The 18,218-nt window shown below is 40.5% G+C and carries 15 protein-coding genes and 2 tRNA genes; 4 read left to right on the top strand and 13 right to left on the bottom strand.

Annotation, left to right across the window (positions count from 1 at the left end):
• Positions 1–44: 44 nt before the first annotated feature.
• The 4 genes from BTA34_RS00260 (at position 45) to BTA34_RS00245 (ending at position 3,720) form a co-directional block, all read left to right on the top strand.
• Positions 45–1,748 (top strand): sensor histidine kinase, encoded by a 1,704-nt coding sequence (locus BTA34_RS00260; RefSeq protein WP_151434032.1) that lies wholly within the window; start codon positions 45–47, stop codon positions 1,746–1,748.
• 2 nt (positions 1,749–1,750) lie between these two features.
• Entirely contained in the window at positions 1,751–2,467 is a 717-nt protein-coding gene (btsR, locus tag BTA34_RS00255) for a two-component system response regulator BtsR (RefSeq protein ID WP_151434031.1), read from the top strand.
• A 24-nt stretch (positions 2,468–2,491) separates the two neighbouring features.
• Positions 2,492–2,872: a YjaA family stress response protein gene (locus BTA34_RS00250; RefSeq protein ID WP_151434030.1), complete on the top strand. Its 381-nt coding sequence runs from the start codon at positions 2,492–2,494 to the stop codon at positions 2,870–2,872.
• 278 nt (positions 2,873–3,150) lie between these two features.
• On the top strand, positions 3,151–3,720 hold the full coding sequence (locus BTA34_RS00245; protein WP_151434029.1) for a hypothetical protein: 570 nt from the start codon (positions 3,151–3,153) through the stop codon (positions 3,718–3,720).
• 135 nt (positions 3,721–3,855) lie between these two features.
• Here the strand turns inward: BTA34_RS00245 and BTA34_RS00240 are convergent, their stop codons facing one another.
• The 13 genes from BTA34_RS00240 to secG form a co-directional block, all read right to left on the bottom strand.
• Complete coding sequence (locus BTA34_RS00240; protein WP_151434028.1) at positions 3,856–4,713, bottom strand: 3-hydroxyacyl-CoA dehydrogenase NAD-binding domain-containing protein; 858 nt, start codon at positions 4,711–4,713, stop codon at positions 3,856–3,858.
• A 308-nt stretch (positions 4,714–5,021) separates the two neighbouring features.
• Positions 5,022–6,920 (bottom strand): DEAD/DEAH family ATP-dependent RNA helicase, encoded by a 1,899-nt coding sequence (locus BTA34_RS00235; protein ID WP_151434027.1) that lies wholly within the window; start codon positions 6,918–6,920, stop codon positions 5,022–5,024.
• 171 nt (positions 6,921–7,091) lie between these two features.
• Entirely contained in the window at positions 7,092–7,979 is an 888-nt protein-coding gene (gene nlpI / locus BTA34_RS00230) for a lipoprotein NlpI (RefSeq protein WP_151434026.1), read from the bottom strand.
• A 112-nt stretch (positions 7,980–8,091) separates the two neighbouring features.
• Positions 8,092–10,221: a polyribonucleotide nucleotidyltransferase gene (gene pnp / locus BTA34_RS00225; protein WP_151434025.1), complete on the bottom strand. Its 2,130-nt coding sequence runs from the start codon at positions 10,219–10,221 to the stop codon at positions 8,092–8,094.
• Between the two features lie 250 nt (positions 10,222–10,471).
• Positions 10,472–10,741, bottom strand: coding sequence for a 30S ribosomal protein S15 (rpsO, locus tag BTA34_RS00220; protein ID WP_023583571.1), 270 nt, complete (start codon positions 10,739–10,741; stop codon positions 10,472–10,474).
• A 123-nt stretch (positions 10,742–10,864) separates the two neighbouring features.
• Positions 10,865–11,818 carry a tRNA pseudouridine(55) synthase TruB gene (truB, locus tag BTA34_RS00215; protein ID WP_109372678.1) on the bottom strand — a complete coding sequence of 318 codons (954 nt, stop codon included), beginning with the start codon at positions 11,816–11,818 and terminating at the stop codon, positions 10,865–10,867.
• Positions 11,818–12,219 carry a 30S ribosome-binding factor RbfA gene (rbfA, locus tag BTA34_RS00210; RefSeq protein WP_099073997.1) on the bottom strand — a complete coding sequence of 134 codons (402 nt, stop codon included), beginning with the start codon at positions 12,217–12,219 and terminating at the stop codon, positions 11,818–11,820. Before rbfA ends, truB begins: the two co-directional genes overlap by 1 nt.
• 302 nt (positions 12,220–12,521) lie before the next feature.
• Positions 12,522–15,278, bottom strand: a complete 2,757-nt coding sequence (gene infB / locus BTA34_RS00205) for a translation initiation factor IF-2 (protein ID WP_151434024.1) — start codon at positions 15,276–15,278, stop codon at positions 12,522–12,524.
• A 22-nt stretch (positions 15,279–15,300) separates the two neighbouring features.
• The gene (gene nusA / locus BTA34_RS00200) at positions 15,301–16,809 is read right to left on the bottom strand and encodes a transcription termination factor NusA (RefSeq protein ID WP_006535691.1); all 1,509 of its coding nucleotides are present in this window, start codon (positions 16,807–16,809) and stop codon (positions 15,301–15,303) included.
• A gap of 20 nt (positions 16,810–16,829) precedes the next feature.
• On the bottom strand, positions 16,830–17,282 hold the full coding sequence (gene rimP / locus BTA34_RS00195) for a ribosome maturation factor RimP (RefSeq protein WP_036914691.1): 453 nt from the start codon (positions 17,280–17,282) through the stop codon (positions 16,830–16,832).
• 202 nt (positions 17,283–17,484) lie between these two features.
• A tRNA-Met gene (locus tag BTA34_RS00190) sits at positions 17,485–17,561 on the bottom strand.
• 60 nt (positions 17,562–17,621) lie between these two features.
• Positions 17,622–17,711 (bottom strand) — tRNA-Leu (locus BTA34_RS00185).
• 58 nt (positions 17,712–17,769) lie between these two features.
• Positions 17,770–18,114 (bottom strand): preprotein translocase subunit SecG, encoded by a 345-nt coding sequence (gene secG / locus BTA34_RS00180; protein WP_036914692.1) that lies wholly within the window; start codon positions 18,112–18,114, stop codon positions 17,770–17,772.
• Positions 18,115–18,218: the final 104 nt, after the last annotated feature.

Genomic DNA, 18,218 nt, shown 5'->3' with positions numbered 1-18,218 from the left:
TTTTTATATTTATCAGATAAAAAAGAGAACGGTACTCAATACTTATGTACGAATTTGATCTTATTTTGCTGTTATTACAGCAAATGTGCGTTTATTTAATTATTGCTTGGTTTTTAAGCAAAACACCTTTATTTACGCCACTTTTACAGGTCACGATAAAACTTCCGCATAAGTTGATGTGCTACGTCATTTTCTCTATTTTTTGTATTATGGGCACCTATTTTGGGCTACATATTAATGATTCTATTGCCAATACACGCGCCATTGGTTCGGTATTAGGTGGATTACTAGGTGGTCCTTACGTCGGCTTTCTCGTTGGTTTTACGGGAGGTCTACACCGCTATTCACTTGGTGGCATGACTGCATTTAGCTGTATGGTGTCTACCATTGTAGAGGGATTAATTGGCGGATTAGTTCACCGTTATTACGTCAAGCACGGGCAAATGCACCGCATATTTAATCCATGGACCGCTGCTGCCGTTACCTTCTTTGCTGAAATAATACAGATGAGCATCATCTTATTATTAGCTCGCCCATTTAATGAAGCGCTTGCCTTAGTAAAAGATATTGCAGCGCCAATGATTGTCGCAAATACCGTTGGTGCGGCGATGTTTATTCGAATATTACAAGATAGACGGGCAATATTTGAAAAATATACCAGTGCATTCTCAACCCAAGCATTAAAAATTGCCGTTTGTACCGAAGGTATTTTGCGTAAAGGATTTAATCAAGATAATAGCACTCGTGTAGCAAAAGTCATTTATCAAGAATTAAGAGTCAGTGCTGTTGCCATTACAGACAGAGAAAAACTCCTCGCCTTTATTGGTATTGGTGCTGATCATCATTTGCCGGGTACACCTATTTCATCAGAACAATCCAAGCAAGCCATCAATAATAATGAAGTTGTTTACGCTGATGGCAATGAAACACCTTACCGTTGTACGCTTTCACCCCATTGCAAACTTGGCTCAACCTTAGTTATTCCATTAAGAGGCGAAAATAACCAAGTCATTGGCACAATAAAACTTTATGAGGCTAAAAATCGTCTATTTAGTTCGATTAACCGAACCTTAGGTGAAGGGATTGCCAGTCTATTATCTGCACAAATTCTAGCTGGGCAATACGAGCGAAATAAACAATCTCTTTTAGAATCAGAGATTAAACTTCTCCATGCGCAAGTGAATCCTCACTTTCTTTTTAATGCATTAAATACACTACAAGCGGTTATTCGACGTGATAGCGAACAAGCAAAACAATTAGTGCAATTTCTCTCTGCTTTCTTTCGTAAAAATTTAAAAAGACCTGAAGCTGTTGTGACATTAAGTGATGAGATTGAGCATGTGAATGCATATTTGCAAATCGAAAAAGCTCGTTTTCAGGAACGTTTACAAATTGATATTCAAATTCCTGAAAGCCTAGCTAATGCTCGCCTACCTGCTTTTTCACTACAACCAATGGTCGAAAATGCAATTAAACATGGAACGTCACAGTTATTAGATACAGGAAAGATTACAATTAGAGCGCACCAAGAGCATCATTTAATCATTATTGAAATCAGTGATAATGCGGGGCTTTATCAACCTCAATGCTCTTCACATGAATTAGGGTTAGGAATGAGGCTGGTGGATAAGCGATTAAAATTACGCTATGGCGAACTTTATGGTGTTTTAGTGGAATGCCAAGCTGATGAATATACAAAGGTAAAAATTTGCTTACCTCTAGAGAAAAGTATGGATAACACTGTATAACAATGAATATATTAATCGTTGATGATGAGCCGTTGGCTCGTGAAAATTTACGTTGTTTACTTGAAGTCGAAAAAGATATTCATATTGTTGGTGAATGCAGTAATGCCATTGAAGCCATAGGAGAGATACACCGTAAAAAGCCCGATGTTGTCTTTCTGGATATTCAAATGCCACGCATTACAGGGCTTGAAATGGTCACAATGTTAGATCCTGAACATCGCCCTTATATCGTCTTTTTAACTGCATTTGAAGAGTATGCAATTCAGGCATTTGAAGAGCACGCCTTTGATTATCTACTCAAACCTTTAGAGCAAGAGCGCCTGACTAAAACATTAAACCGTTTACGCCAAGGTAATAAACAGAATATTGATTTATTATCCCCACCAGAAGAGCGTTTAAAGTGTATTCCTTGTACAGGTCATAGCCGTATTTGGTTAATGCCCATTGATGAGGCAATTTTTGCCACATCAAGACTCAGCGGTGTTTATGTAACCAATAATCAAGGCCAAGAAGGTTTTACAGAATTAACACTACGTACATTAGAAACGCGGACACAACTAGTCCGTTGTCATCGTCAATATTTAGTTAATATGGATTATGTTAATGAGATTGTTTTTGGTGATAATGGGCAAGCAGAGTTAATCTTACACAATAACAGCCAAATCCCTGTCAGCCGTCGATATTTAAAACCATTAAAAGAAGCGATTGGTTTAAGCTAATTTATTATAAAGGAGAAGAATAGGATGGAACCTATTTATATTAAAGTTTATAAAAATCGCATTGAAATCCGCGATATTCACACACTAAAAGAAGTATCAGTAGAACGTAACTTTTCTCATAGTCGCATGTTAATTGGTGATTTTTATCAAGCTATTGAAGCGCTTTCCTTTGCGCTCAAAGAGCTAGGTATTAATCCATATTCATTTTTTTATAGAAAAAGAGATGTCGTTATCCATCCTTTGGAACAAACAGAAGGTGGATTATCCATGGTTGAAAATCGCTTATTTCATGAAGTTATTATGAGCGGGTTTAATGGAAAATATAAGAAAATAGCTATTAGTGAAAAACAACATCCTCTTATAGATGCAGAAGTCATTGAATTAATAAATAAATCTATAAGTTAGGGTTATTTTCACCCATTATTGATATTTATTTTTTTATTATCATATCTTTCAATTTGATTATTTAGTGTTAATAAAAAAACACAAAACAAGTAAATATACTTAAATATTCTATATAATCTGGTATGACTAACAACGTTAATACCTATTATAGTGATTAATCTTAATTTATCTTTTAAATGCATTATTTAGTATAAAATATAAAAGTTACCTTAATAGTATTTTTAAGAGCATTTGTTTTTTAGAGTTAAATTAAAATATTTTGTAATATAGGTGGAAAAATGAAAAAGAATATATTTTTGATTGGTATCGCAGCCTTAGTTTTATCTGGCTGTAATTCAGGATCTGAAAACTCCTTTGAAAAATTCACTAAAATAGTCACCAATCTTAGCTCATATTCATCTGAGGTTGATGAATGGAACGATTATGGCGCTAATCTTAAAAAGAACGGTATTAAATACGAAGCCGCCAATTCATCAGACCAAAAATTTGTACAAGATAAAATGGATTCAGAGTATGTCAATGCAATAAACCATGTTGGCTCTGCATTTACTGTTACAGAAAAATCAAAACAAGAATTAGAGAAAGAAAATCAGGGTTATAAATTTACTTACAATAAAATTGTTACTGTAAAAGATACAAGTAAAAATAATACTGTAGGCTATTGTGTTAATTATGATTCTGCAAGAGTTATCGATGGCCAGATAAAATCAGAAGATAAAGACAAAAAGAATTTCCTTTATATTGATAAAAGCCGACCATTATCTATCTTTACCGGAAGCAGTGATTTTATAAAAGTTGTTTGTGGTGATGATTTTTATAATAAATATAAAGGAAAAGATGCAGACTAATTAGTACGGCATTTAAAATAAATAGTTATTAACTTTTCCTGAAAAAGGAAAAGTTAATAACAGACTAAAAATCTAAAATCAACATCATTCTTATTGACTATTATTGCCTTTATTCTATTTTATAGAATATAAACATTATTTTTCTTTGCGTAAATTTATGATTTCTAATGCTAATTTATCTCGATGTTCTGATCTTTCTTTCCAATTTTTTTCACCTGTGCCATAGGTTTTCTCTACTTCAGCAATAATATCGCCTTGCTTTTTAGGATCAGGGGCTCCCAATTTTATATCTAACCCTGCACCTACACCTTCAAAAAGGTGTCGAATACCTTCAGGACCACCACCAAGATGTTGTGCTTCAAATGGACCAACCGTAGACCAGCGAAGCCCTAAAGAATTTAATACCAGTTTATCTAAATCACCAACTGTAATAACACCTTGTTCAACTAAATAACGGCACTCGTTCAAAAAAGCTATTTGTAATCGATTACCAACAAAACCACCAATCTCTTTTCGAATTAAAACAGGCTCATATCCAAGAGCAGTGTAAATCTCCATGGCTTTATTGATAGAATTATCGCTAGTGTCTGGGCTAGGAACCACCTCCACTAATGGCATAATATTCGCTGGATTAAACGGATGCCCAATCAAAATACGATCTGCTGCAGGATTACCTTCTGCAATTTTTGATGCCATAATACTTGAGCTTGATGATGCAAAAATAGCATGTGATGGTGCGGTTTCCGCGATTGTCTTGAATATTTCTTGCTTTATTGATAGGCGTTCAGGACCATTTTCTTGAACATAATCCGCATTAAGTACCGCTTTTTTTAGATCTGTTGTAAATTTAACCTTTCCATTAAATTCATCATGTAGCATTTGGCTTAAATCTTGAGTATCAGTAATAGTGACATTCCATCCACCTTGTAAAAAACGAATAGCCCAAGCCCTACCAATCACACCACCACCAATAATTGTTAAATTTTTAGACATCACCTTTTCCTCTTAGCTAAGGTTATTACATTGATTTTCGCCCTTCCTATTAATTATTACTTCATAATCCAATTAAAACCAAATTTTTGGCATATTATTGTAATTAAATGAAAAAACAACTTATTATCAATATGTTATATTGAATTTTTAATGTATGGAATTGATTTTTTTTAAAGTCTATCTCTATCAATTGCAAGGCTATTGTAGTTTGGTTTAGAAATAGAGATAAAAAAAACCAGCCAACTTACGTTGACTGGTTTTTATTTTTTGTCATCAACTCAATTTAAAATTAAGTTAATTACCAACTCTTATTGGTTATGAGAGCTGCTACGACGACGAGGTGTACCTTCGTTGTTACGACCACGGAAGTTACCGCGCTCGCCACCACGATCGTTGCTACGCTCACCACCGCGGTCGTTATTACCACGACGTTGTGGTTGATCACCATTGTTAAAGCGGCGGCCACCTTGTGGCTGACCATCACGACGGCTGTTATTACGACGCTCACGGAAAGGCTGAGATTGAGCATCACCCACTAATTGCATATTTAGTGGTTTGTTCATAATACGCGTACGCGTGAAATGGCTTAATAAATCTGTTGGCATACCTTTTGGTAATTCGATGGTTGAGTGAGAACCATACAGTTTGATATTACCAATGTAACGGCTGCTGATATCGCCTTCGTTAGCAATCGCACCAACGATATGACGTACTTCAACACCATCATCACGACCCACTTCGATACGGTATAAATCCATTTCGCCAGCATCACGACGTTCACGACGAGGAGAACGCTCACGATCGTTATCACCGCGACGGCGATCATCACCACGACGATCGTCACGATCGTTAAATTCGCGACGAGGGCGACGAACTGGATCTGGTGGCAGGATAAGCGCACGCTCACCTTGAGCCATTTTCAGTAATACCGCAGCCAGTGTTTCCATATCTAACGCTTCTTCACCTTGTGGAGCAAGTTTTGGTAATAGAGCGCGATATTGGTCAAGGTTGCTTGTTTCTAATTGTTGTGCGATTTGCTGTGCAAATTTTTCCTGACGGCGTTGGCTGATAAGCTCTGCATTTGGCAGTTCTACTTCAGGAATAGTCATCTTCATTGTACGTTCGATATTGCGCAGTAAACGACGCTCACGGTTATCAACGAATAAAATTGCACGACCCGCACGACCCGCACGGCCTGTACGACCAATACGGTGAACGTAAGATTCTGAATCCATTGGGATATCATAGTTCACAACTAGGCTAATACGGTCAACGTCAAGACCACGAGCAGCAACGTCAGTCGCGATTAAAATGTCTAAACGACCATTTTTCAGACGCTCTAATGTTTGCTCACGCAGTGATTGGTTCATATCACCGTTTAACGCCGCGCTGTTATAACCATTACGTTCTAAAGCTTCAGCAACTTCTAATGTTGCGTTTTTAGTACGAACGAAAATAATTGCCGCATCAAAATCTTCAGCTTCTAAGAAACGAATTAACGCTTCGTTTTTACGTGCGCCAAATGTCATCCAATAGCTTTGGCTAATGTCTGGACGTGTTGTTACGCTACTTTGAATACGTACTTCTTTCGGATCGTTCATAAAACGACGAGTAATACGACGAATAGCTTCTGGCATTGTTGCAGAGAACAGTGCAGTTTGGTGTTCTGCTGGGATCTTACTTAAAATGTTTTCAACATCTTCAATAAAGCCCATACGTAACATTTCATCAGCTTCATCTAATACTAAGCCTTTCAGTTTAGATAAATCTAATGTGCCACGGTTTAAATGGTCTAATAAACGACCTGGTGTACCCACAACAACTTGTGGACCTTGACGTAAAGCACGTAATTGAACGTCGTAACGCTGACCACCATACAGTGCAACAACATTTACTTTTGGTAAATGCTTAGAAAAATCTTCAATAGCTTCAGCAACCTGAACTGCAAGTTCACGAGTAGGTGCTAAAACTAAAATTTGTGGTGCTTTTAATGATTCATCAAGATTGTGTAATAATGGCAGGCTAAATGCAGCAGTTTTACCACTACCTGTTTGTGCCATACCTAAAACGTCATTGCCGTTTAAAAGGAAAGGAATACATTGTTGCTGAATTGGAGAAGGCTTCTCGTAGCCTAAGTCATTCAGTGCAGTCAAAATAGGTGCTGATAAACCTAGATCAGCAAAAGTCATATCGGTTTCAGTAGTCATGTCACTGTGCCTCATTCATTATGGCAGCCAGTTGACATAACATACCGCATGGTTTGTCGGTCTTTATCATCTAAAATGTGAACTGGCTCAAATTATATTATTAAACGAACAAACAAGCCCTCATCCTATGTAGATGATGGCTTTCAAACTGATCAGAGAAATGTTCGTCAGCTATTGCTGGTCCGATTCCGCTAGGTCTTCTTGTTGGCCTAACAGTGCTAATTCCAACAATGCGTAGCGGTGCTCAACAAAGTTATGTGCGTTGTTGGCAACCGTCAGCTTGAATAACGCTTCAGCGCTATCCATGTCCCCCAGACTTAGGTAATACTTACCTAAATAGAAGTTAGTTTCACTAAGATGCTCAGCGAGCGAAGTGTTATCGGTTGAAGCCTCATTTAGTTTCAACATTAATGTTTTTTCATTAATATCGCCTAAATAAAACTCAACTATATTCCATCCCCATTGCCCCGTTTTATTCGCTTGCTGGTATCGCTGTTTTAGCTGCTGTTTAGCCAAATCAGTGTTTATCTCTTTTTCTACAAGATATAACCAAAGCGAACGAATGGGATCATTTGGATCGACCTGATAAAACGCCTGCAGATCATCCTGCGCCAATTTCAATCGGCCACCGTAGTACAACGCGATACCACGATTAAAACGCGCATTATTGTAAGTTGGATCAAGCTCTAAAACAGAATCAAACGCTTCATAAGCAGCATCGTAATTCGCTGCTTGCGTAAAATAGATACCTAGAAAATTAAAAATTTCTAGCATATCTGGTCGAATTGATAGCGCCATTGAAAAATCATTACGCGCTAAAGCTCGTAAACCGAGGCTATCATACAGCACACCACGCTCATATAAAAGCTGTGCGTATTCATCTTCGGTTAATGAACGGCTCGCTAGGATTTGTTCTATACGAGCCAATATCACTTCTTGTTGTAAAGAAGGCTGCAATGGTGTAGCAAAAATCGCATTCTTACGCCACTCTGGACTAGTGCTGCATCCGGAAATAAAGATGAAAACAGCAATAGAACAACTGCGCAGAAATGTTTTCATTTCTCACTCCCAAAGTCAGACCTTTCAACAAAAAGCGTTCTAGACGTCCTACTTGTCAATCATAATAAGTCTCTACCGATACCTATGTCTAGTTATCGGTAGTAGAATATCATTAATTCGCAGAATCTTCAGAAGAAGTTTCTGTTGCTTCCTGCTGATTAGCTTGAGCTTCTTTCATGCTTAAGCGAATACGGCCTTGACGGTCAATTTCCAATACTTTAACTGGAACTTCTTGACCCATTTCCAAGTAGTCACTCACTTTCTCAACGCGTTTGTCTGCGATTTGAGAAATATGAACCAGACCTTCTTTGCCGCCACCGATAGCAACGAATGCGCCGAAATCAACGATACGAGTTACTTTACCGTTGTAGATACGACCCACTTCAACTTCAGCAGTAATCTCTTCGATACGTGCGATAGCTTGTTTTGCTTGATCGCCACTTGTTGCAGCAATCTTCACGGTACCATCATCTTCGATTTCGATAGTTGTGCCAGTTTCTTCCGTTAATGCACGGATAACAGAACCGCCTTTACCGATAACGTCTTTGATTTTGTCTGGATTAATTTTGATAGTGTGAATGCGCGGTGCGAATTCAGAAATATCAGCACGAGGTTGGCTAATTGCATCTTCCATTACGCCTAAAATGTGTAGACGTGCGCTTTTCGCTTGGTTTAATGCAACTTGCATGATTTCGCGAGTGATACCTTCGATTTTGATATCCATTTGTAATGCGCTGACACCGTTACGGCTACCCGCAACTTTAAAGTCCATATCGCCTAAATGGTCTTCATCACCCAGAATATCAGAAAGAACAACAAAGTTGTCGCCTTCTTTCACTAAGCCCATTGCAATACCTGCAACAGATTCTTTAATTGGTACACCTGCATCCATCAGCGCTAAAGAAGCACCACAAACAGATGCCATTGAAGATGAACCATTTGATTCGGTGATTTCAGAAACCACACGAACGGTATATGGGAATTCTTCAATTGTTGGCATTACTGCTAACACACCACGTTTTGCTAAACGGCCATGACCGATTTCGCGACGTTTTGGTGAACCCATCATGCCTGTTTCACCAACAGAGTATGGAGGGAAGTTATAGTGCAGTAAGAATGTATCAGTGTGCTCGCCCATGATGTCATCGATAGTTTGAGCATCACGCGCAGTACCTAATGTTGCAGTTACCAGAGCCTGAGTTTCACCACGAGTAAACAGTGCTGAACCGTGAGTGCGTGGTAATAAGCCAGTGCGAATGTCTAATGCACGTACCATGTCTTTTTCACGACCATCAATACGTGGTTCGCCAGCTAATACGCGAGCACGAACGATGTTTTTCTCAAGACCTGAGAAGATTTCGCTGATTTCAGCTTCATCTAAAGTTTCATCTTCAGCAACTAACGTTGCGATAACTTCATCACGGATTGCTTCGATTTGTTCATAACGCTCTTGTTTCTCAGTGATACGGTAAGCATCACCAATACGAGCTTGTGCTAGTTGTGCAATACGGTCATGTAAAGTTTGGTTGATAGCTTCTGGCGCCCAATCCCATTTTTCTTTACCCACTTCTGCAACTAATGCATTGATGTTTTCGATCACAACTTGTTGTTGATCATGACCAAATACGACTGCACCTAACATTTCTTCTTCTGATAATAAATCAGCTTCTGATTCTACCATCAGTACCGCGCCTGCAGTACCAGCAACCACTAAGTCTAATTTGCTAACTTTCAGCTCATCAACAGTTGGGTTTAGAACATATTGTCCATCGATAAAACCAACACGAGCGCCACCGATAGGACCATTGAATGGAACACCTGACAGCGCTAATACCGCAGAAGCACCAATCATTGCAACGATATCTGGGTTAACTTGTGGGTTAACTGAAACAACGGTAGCAACGATTTGAATTTCGTTTAAGAAACCTTCTGGGAATAATGGACGTAAAGGGCGGTCAATTAAACGTGCAATTAACGTTTCGCCTTCACCAGGACGACCTTCACGGCGGAAGAAGCTACCTGGGATACGACCAGCAGCGTATGAACGCTCTTGGTAGTTAACTGTTAATGGGAAGAAATCTTGTCCAGCTTTAACTTTTTTCTTAGCAACAACGGTAACAAAAACAGCAGTGCCGTCCATGTCAACCATAACAGCGGCTGTTGCTTGACGAGCCATCATACCTGTTTCTAACGTAACAGTATGTTGACCGTATTGAAATTTACGAACTGTAGGATTCAGCAAAATAATATCCTTTATCTTATTGTCGCCAGATGTTTAGCGACGATGAATGATCTTTTCTCCGCTACGTCCCCTCGCGACTAATGAAAATATTGACCATTGAGTGATAAATACTTTCATTAGCCGCGCGAATTGTCGTAACTAGAGAGACTAAATAACAATCACCACATTAAAACATAACGACTAATATTAAAAATAGCACTTTCTAGTAGAAAAGGGGCCAACAGGCCCCTTTCCACTGAAACTCGCTTGATTAGCGACGCAGACCTAAACGTTCAATCAGTGCAGAGTAACGAGCAACATCTTTACGTTTCAGGTAGTCCAGCAGATTACGACGGCTGGAAACTTTACGCAGCAGACCACGACGGCTGTGGTGATCTTTTTTGTGCTCTGAAAAGTGACCTTGCAGGTGGTTGATTTCTGCAGTCAGCAGTGCAATCTGAACTTCGCTTGAGCCAGTATCGTTAGCATCACGACCAAATTCAGCAACGATTTGTGCTTTCGCTTCAGTACTTAGAGACATAATAAACTCCAAATTAAGTAAAATTTTCAGATAGCCAATCTCTAATTCAGCTATCCAACTCAGCCACCTAAACAGATAGCCGCATTATTCTACGCTTCAAACACTTTTAGCGCAAGATTGCTATTAAGTGTTATCTTGTGCGCTATAGTCCACAACCACTCTTTTCGGAGCAACGAGGCCATCTTTAATGATAGCAAGGCCAATGAATTTTTTTTCATCGCCTTCAGTTACTCTTACCCATTCGCCTTCATTAATGTCATGATTAACACGAACAGGCTGCCCCAACTTGAGATAACTCGCAATAATTGTGGTCAAATTCACAACAGGAAAATGTGCAACAGCGGTATCCATAGGCAATAACAGTGCATCAAGCGCTAAGAAAGGATCTTCTTGCGCAGTTTGTGCATTCTCTATCATCGCGCTTAATTGCGCTAACGTTACCATTCGTTCTTTAGGATAATCTGCGACTTCTAATCGACGTAAGAAAATAACGTGAGCGCCACATTGTAATTTCTCACCAAGATCATCAATAATTGTTCGAATGTAAGTACCTTTAGAACAATGAATTTCTAGCTCTAGCTCATCACCTTCCCAGCGAATAAACTGAAGTTCATAAACCGTGATAGGTCTTGCTTCACGCTCAACTTCAATACCTTGTCGGGCATATTCGTAAAGCGGTTTACCTTGATGTTTTAAAGCAGAGTACATTGAAGGGACTTGCAATGTTTCGCCGCGAAAACTATCTAAGGCATCATCTAAAGCCTGTTGTGTAAATTGTACTGGGCGCTCTTGAATAACCTCACCATGTGCATCAGAGGTATCTGTTCGTTGCCCTAAACGTGCAATAACACGATAACGCTTATCAGAATCCAATAGAAACTGTGAAAATTTTGTTGCTTCACCTAAACAAATAGGGAGCATACCTGTTGCTAAAGGATCCAATGCCCCAGTATGCCCTGCCTTACTGGCATTAAACATACGGCGGACTTTTTGGAGTGCATCGTTAGAGGAAATATCTTGGGGTTTATCGAGTAGCAATACGCCGTTAATCTCACGCCCCTTACGACGACGCCCCATTATTTATCCTCTTTATGACGACGCTCTTCATCGCTTTTAACGACGTTAGAAACTAAGTTAGACATACGCATACCTTCAACTAATGAGTTGTCATAAGCAAATGTCAGTTCAGGCACAATACGTAAACGCATCGCTTTACCTAATAAAGAACGAATAAAACCAGCGGCTTCATTAAGTGCAGTTAAACCATCTGCAACCATCTCTTCTTCGCTTTTTTCACCACCTGATAAGTTTAAAAAGGTGACAAATACTTTGGCATAAGCCAAATCACGAGAAATTTCAACGCCAGAAACCGTTGCCATTCCAATACGTGGATCTTTGACTTCGCGTTGTAAAATGATAGCGATTTCTTTTTGCATTTCCTGAGAAACACGCTGACTACGGCTAAAATCTCTTGCCATTTTATCTCTCCCTGACAATAGGGTATCGCCCTGATTGTCATTATTAATTCAAATCTAAAATCAATGATATCTAAAGAGTATACATGAAGTGATATTTAACAACCGCTTTCTCTGATTTCTTTCTTTAGAAATAAAATGTTTCTTTGGTGCTATTTTACCCTGTTATTTCACTTTCATAAATTACTGAAAGGCAATCTATTTCGGTTATGTTGAAAAATGGAGAGGAAATAAGAGGAGAATACAGCAAAGACAGGAATAAGAAGGGAGCCATTAAGCTCCCTTTTAAAACAAAACGGACTAAATTAATCAATAGAACGTTTGATTTCGATAACTTGGAAGACTTCAATCATGTCGCCAACACGGACATCGTTGTAGTTTTTCACACCGATACCACATTCCATGCCGTTACGTACTTCGTTGACGTCATCTTTAAAGCGACGCAGTGACTCCAGTTCGCCTTCATAGATAACCACGTTATCACGTAGAACACGAATTGGGTTATTACGTTTGATGTTACCTTCAACCACCATACAGCCCGCAATCGCGCCAAATTTAGGTGATTTAAACACATCACGGACTTCTGCAAGACCCATGATTTCTTGTTTATATTCAGGTGCCAACATACCGCTCATTGCCAGTTTGATTTCGTCAATCAGGCTATAGATAACGGAGTAGTAACGTAAATCAACGCTTTCTTGTTCAATGATACGGCGAGCAGATGCATCGGCACGAACGTTAAAGCCAAGAATGATTGCGTTAGAAGCCGCTGCTAATGTTGCGTCAGTTTCAGTGATACCACCTACGCCTGAACCGATGATTTTCAGTTTAACTTCATTAGTAGACAGTTTAACTAAAGCATCAGTGATCGCTTCACAAGTACCTTGAACGTCTGTTTTCAGAACGATGTTCAGTTCAGAAGTTTTACCTTCTTCCATGTTAGCGAACATGTTTTCCAGTTTAGATTTCTGCTGACGAGCCAGTTTAACATCGCGGAATTTACCTTGACGGTATAATGCAACTTCACGCGCTTTCTTCTCGTCACGAACAACCGTTGCTTCATCACCTGCAGAAGGAACGTTAGACAGACCTAAAATCTCAACTGGCATTGATGGGCCAGCAGATTGAACGTCTTGACCTAATTCGTTACGCATCGCACGAATACGACCGTATTCGAAGCCACACAGAACGATGTCGCCTTTATTCAGTGTACCTTCACGGACAAGAATAGTTGCAACTGGACCACGACCTTTATCAAGGTAAGATTCGATAACAACACCGCTTGCCATACCTTCTTTAACTGCTTTCAGTTCAAGAACTTCCGCTTGTAAAAGAATAGCATCCAGCAGTTCGTCGATACCTAAGCCTTGTTTTGCAGATACGTGCATAAACTGAGTTTCGCCGCCCCACTCTTCTGGCAGGATGCCATATTGAGACAGTTCAGTTTTAACGCGATCTGGATCAGCTTCGTGTTTATCAATTTTGTTCACTGCAACAACAACAGGTACGTTTGCCGCTTTTGCGTGTTGGATTGCTTCGATAGTTTGTGGCATTACACCATCATCTGCCGCAACAACCAGAACAACGATATCCGTTACCTGAGCACCACGAGCACGCATTGAAGTAAACGCGGCGTGACCTGGAGTATCAAGGAAGGTGATTTCACCTTTGTCAGTTTTAACGTGGTAAGCACCGATATGCTGGGTAATACCACCCGCTTCGCCTGATGCTACTTTCGTTGAACGAATGTAGTCCAGTAATGATGTTTTACCGTGGTCAACGTGACCCATGATAGTCACAACAGGAGCACGAGATACTGCGCTTTCTTCGCCAGTATCACGATCGCTCATGACTTGTTCTTCTAACTCGTTTTCACGACGTAAGATAACTTTATGACCCATTTCTTCAGCAACAAGCTGTGCAGTTTCTTGGTCTAAAACCTGATTAATGGTCGCCATAGCACCCATTTTCATCATAGTTTTGATAACTTCAGACCCTTTTACTGCCATTTTGTTAGCAAGTTCAGCAACAGAAATAGTCTCACCGATAACAACATCACGGTTTACAACAGCCGCTGGCTTATTGAAGCCTTGCTGTAATGAGCTACCTTTACGTTTACCTTTCTTGTTAGTGCGGCCAGCAGCGCGTGCTTCTTCACGATCTGCTTTTTCAGAATGGCGGTTGTTTTTCTTAGGACGAGGAGCCTTAGCGTTGCGACCACGACCGCGGCCACCTTCAACTTCAGCATCACTTTCATCTTCTGCATCACGAGCATAACGTGATGTTGTTACATGATAGTCTGAGCCTTCAGTTTCTGGTGCTTTAGGTTCAGCAGTCCATTTTTCAGCATTTTCTTCAGCTAAACGACGTGCTTTTTCTGCTGCAATTCGAGCTTCTTCTTCCGCTTTACGGCGCTGTGTTTCTTCCGTTTTACGCTTCAGTTCAGCCTGTTCAGCATTGCGACGTGCTTTTTCCTGATCTGCTGCTTTATCAGCTTTTGGTTTATCGTTTTGTTTCACTTTATCTTTTTCCGCTGCTTCGCGCTTAGCTAATTCCGCTGCTTCACGTTTTGCTTCTTCAGCTTCACGTTTCGCTTTTTCTTCGGCGTCTTTCTTTGCCTTTTCAGCTTCACGTTTTGCTTTTTCTTCAGCTTCGCGCTGTGCTTTCTCTTGTGCTTCGCGCTGGGCTTTTTCTTCGGCTTCGCGATGCGCCTTTTCTTCCGCTTCACGCTGAGCTTGCTCATCCGCTTGCGCTTTTTCAACGGCGTCACGGTTCACATAAGTGCGTTTTTTGCGGACTTCGATGGCTACTGATTTACTTTTGCCACCTGTACCAGGAACACTTAACGTACTGCGCACTTTGCGTTGTAACGTTAATTTTTCTGGTTGGTTGGTTGATACGTCTTTATCACGATTCAACCAAGCCAGTAAGGTTTCTTTCTCTTTTTGGGAGACAGAATCAGAGACGGTCTTCTTAATACCGGCATCAGCAAACTGCTGTACCAAACGTTCAACCGGTGTCTGAATCTCTTCTGCCAGTGATTTTACTGTTTCATCTGTCATTCTGTTCCTTCCTGCTCAGTTGTTACGCATCATTCCCAAACCAGCAGATATTACGTGCGGCCATAATGAGTTCGCCTGCGCGCTCACTATTTAAACCTTCAATATCAGTTAGGTCGTCGATACCCTGTTCGGCAAGATCTTCCAGTGTGCAGATACCACGGGCAGCTAGATCAAATGCTAAAGAGCGCTCCAAGCCTTCGAGAGCTAATAAGTCCTCGGCTGGCTGGTTATCGCCTAGGCTTTCTTTTTGAGCCAATTCAATCGTTGTTAATGCAGCTTTTGCTCTCTCACGTAGAGCTTCAACGGTGTCTTCATCTAACCCGTCAATAGCCAGCAGTTCACTGATTGGCACATAAACTAACTCTTCAAGGGTAGAGAAACCTTCTTCAACTAAAACAGTTGCGAAGTCTTCATCAATGTCGAGATGCTTAGTAAATATTTCAATGGCTGCGTTTGCTTCTGCCTGATGTTTTGCATTCAGTTCATCAGCAGTCATGACGTTTAATTCCCACTTGTCATCACCACGATGTTTTTTCAGTAACTGTGCTGCCAGACGAACGTTTTGACCATTACGGCCGATTGCCTGTGCAAGGTTACTACTTTCAACTGCAACATCCATTGTACATTTGTCTTCATCGACAACAATAGAAGCAACATCTGCCGGAGCCATTGCATTAATGACGAATTGTGCAGGATTATCATCCCACAGAACAATATCAATTCGCTCGCCGCCCAATTCGCTGGAAACGGCTTGTACACGCGCACCACGCATACCAACACAAGCACCCACAGGGTCAATACGCTTGTCGTTAGTTTTTACTGCGATTTTGGCACGAGAACCTGGATCACGCGCTGCAGCTTTAATTTCAATGATTTCTTCGCCAATTTCTGGTACTTCAATACGGAAAAGTTCAACCAGCATTTCAGGGCGAGAGCGTGTCACGAAAAGTTGCGCACCACGGGTTTCTGTACGTACGTCGTATAAAACACCACGTAAACGGTCACCTGGGCGAAAGTTTTCACGCGGTAACATATCTTCGCGTAAAATAACCGCTTCAGCGTTATTACCTAAATCTAAAGTGATATTTTCACGGTTCACTTTCTTCACAACACCAGTGATAATTTCGCCTAATTGTTCGCGGAATTGATCAACAACCATTGCTCTTTCAGCTTCACGTACTTTTTGTACGATAACTTGTTTAGCGGTTTGTGTTGTAATACGGTCGAAAGTAACAGATTCAATCTGATCTTCAATATAACCACCTAGTTCAATACTAGGATCTTCATATTGAGCAGCTTCAAGTGTGATTTCACGAGTTGGTTGAGTCACTTCATCAACAGCAACCCAACGACGGAATGTATCAAAGTCACCGGTTTTACGGTCGATACATACGCGAACATCAATTTCTTGCTCGTATTTTTTCTTAGTTGCTGTCGCTAGTGCGGTTTCCAGTGCTTCAAAAATCTTTTCACGAGGAAGAGATTTTTCGTTAGAGACCGCTTCCACAACAGCCAGAATCTCTTTGTTCATCCTAGTTGCCTCTTCAAAACTTAAAAGTGGGGTACCAGGTTAGCTTTCTGGATGTTGCTCAGTGCGAACACTTCGTCTTTACCATCCACAGTAACCGTGATCATTTCGCCAGCGACAGACTTAATAATGCCCTGCCATTTACGGCGGTTTTGCATTGCAATTCGTAATACGATAGCGGCTTCTTCGCCGATAAATTGCTCATAATGCGTTGCAGTGAATAAAGGTCGTTCTAAACCAGGAGATGAGATCTCAAGGTTATAAACCGTTTGAATTGGATCTTCAACATCCAGCACAGCACTGACCTGGTGGCTAACATCAGCACAATCATCAACAGTGATACCGTCTTCACTATCAATATAGATGCGCAATGTTGATTCTCGGCCACGAATAAACTCAAGACCGACAAATTCAAAGCCTAATGCTTCTACTGGTGCTGAAACCATCGCTGTTAATTTTTGCTCTAATGTGGACAAACCCACCCCCAAGGCATAAAAAAAGGGCCTATAGCCCAGTATTCTATTCTCTGATAACAAAAAACCCCGAAATTCGGGGCTTTATGCAACTGGACCCTGTAACTTGCCATTCGAGAATAACCTCTTCTTACGGCACATTCCACTCAGGATCATAATCGGTTCAACAAGATGATTAATGAGAAAAGTGCTGTATTGTTAGAAGTGGTTGCGGGGGCCGGATTTGAACCGACGACCTTCGGGTTATGAGCCCGACGAGCTACCAAGCTGCTCCACCCCGCGTTCGAAAAACGTGGCAAATTTTACGCTGATAACAAGCAAAACGCAAGCTATCTGGAATAATGGTGCCGAGAACGGGACTTGAACCCGTACGCCCGTTTTATAGGCACTACCACCTCAAGGTAGCGTGTATACCAATTTCACCACCTCGGCACTTAATGAGACTGTTACTGCGTAAAAATTAACAATCTCATTTAAATCTTTACTTAGTTTACTGCGGAATATCTGTATTTGCTGGCGCTACAGGCGCTGCTAATTGCTCAGCTTTTTTAGCTTCTTCTGTAGTCTGCTCGATAGACATCCATTTGCTGTCTTCACGTACAGTTTTATTGGCACTTAGATTACCTAAAATAAGGGCAAGTACAATAAAAGCTGTCGCTAAAACAGCGGTCATACGGGTCATAAAGTTAGCTGAACCGCTTGAACCAAATACTGTACCGGAAGCACCTGCACCAAAAGAAGCGCCCATATCAGCACCTTTACCCTGCTGTAACAGGATCAGACCAACTAGCCCTGTTGCTACAATGATAAGAATAACAATGAGTGCCGTATACATTTGCGTTACCTTTTCTATGGAACTTATCGTCTTAACGATAACCTTCGATTGCTTCACCCGCTTTAGTTCAAGACCTTACTAAGCGGGTGTGAATACTAACCAAA

The organism is Proteus sp. CD3 (genome assembly GCF_008808075.1).
GTDB lineage: Bacteria > Pseudomonadota > Gammaproteobacteria > Enterobacterales > Enterobacteriaceae > Proteus > Proteus appendicitidis.
The sequence above is the reverse complement of the archived record's forward strand: the minus strand, read 5'-3'. Positions and strand labels throughout refer to the sequence as shown.

Excerpts from the sequence above, each read along its gene's own strand:
- BTA34_RS00245 (WP_151434029.1), top strand. The coding sequence starts at position 3,151 with ATGAAAAAGAATATATTTTTGATTGGTATCGCAGCCTTAGTTTTATCT.
- nlpI (WP_151434026.1), bottom strand. The coding sequence starts at position 7,979 with ATGAAAACATTTCTGCGCAGTTGTTCTATTGCTGTTTTCATCTTTATT.
- BTA34_RS00235 (WP_151434027.1), bottom strand. The coding sequence starts at position 6,920 with ATGACTACTGAAACCGATATGACTTTTGCTGATCTAGGTTTATCAGCA.
- BTA34_RS00240 (WP_151434028.1), bottom strand. The coding sequence starts at position 4,713 with ATGTCTAAAAATTTAACAATTATTGGTGGTGGTGTGATTGGTAGGGCT.
- infB (WP_151434024.1), bottom strand. The coding sequence starts at position 15,278 with ATGACAGATGAAACAGTAAAATCACTGGCAGAAGAGATTCAGACACCG.
- btsR (WP_151434031.1), top strand. The coding sequence starts at position 1,751 with ATGAATATATTAATCGTTGATGATGAGCCGTTGGCTCGTGAAAATTTA.
- nusA (WP_006535691.1), bottom strand. The coding sequence starts at position 16,809 with ATGAACAAAGAGATTCTGGCTGTTGTGGAAGCGGTCTCTAACGAAAAA.
- rbfA (WP_099073997.1), bottom strand. The coding sequence starts at position 12,219 with ATGGCAAGAGATTTTAGCCGTAGTCAGCGTGTTTCTCAGGAAATGCAA.
- truB (WP_109372678.1), bottom strand. The coding sequence starts at position 11,818 with ATGGGGCGTCGTCGTAAGGGGCGTGAGATTAACGGCGTATTGCTACTC.
- BTA34_RS00250 (WP_151434030.1), top strand. The coding sequence starts at position 2,492 with ATGGAACCTATTTATATTAAAGTTTATAAAAATCGCATTGAAATCCGC.
- BTA34_RS00260 (WP_151434032.1), top strand. The coding sequence starts at position 45 with ATGTACGAATTTGATCTTATTTTGCTGTTATTACAGCAAATGTGCGTT.
- secG (WP_036914692.1), bottom strand. The coding sequence starts at position 18,114 with ATGTATACGGCACTCATTGTTATTCTTATCATTGTAGCAACAGGGCTA.
- rpsO (WP_023583571.1), bottom strand. The coding sequence starts at position 10,741 with ATGTCTCTAAGTACTGAAGCGAAAGCACAAATCGTTGCTGAATTTGGT.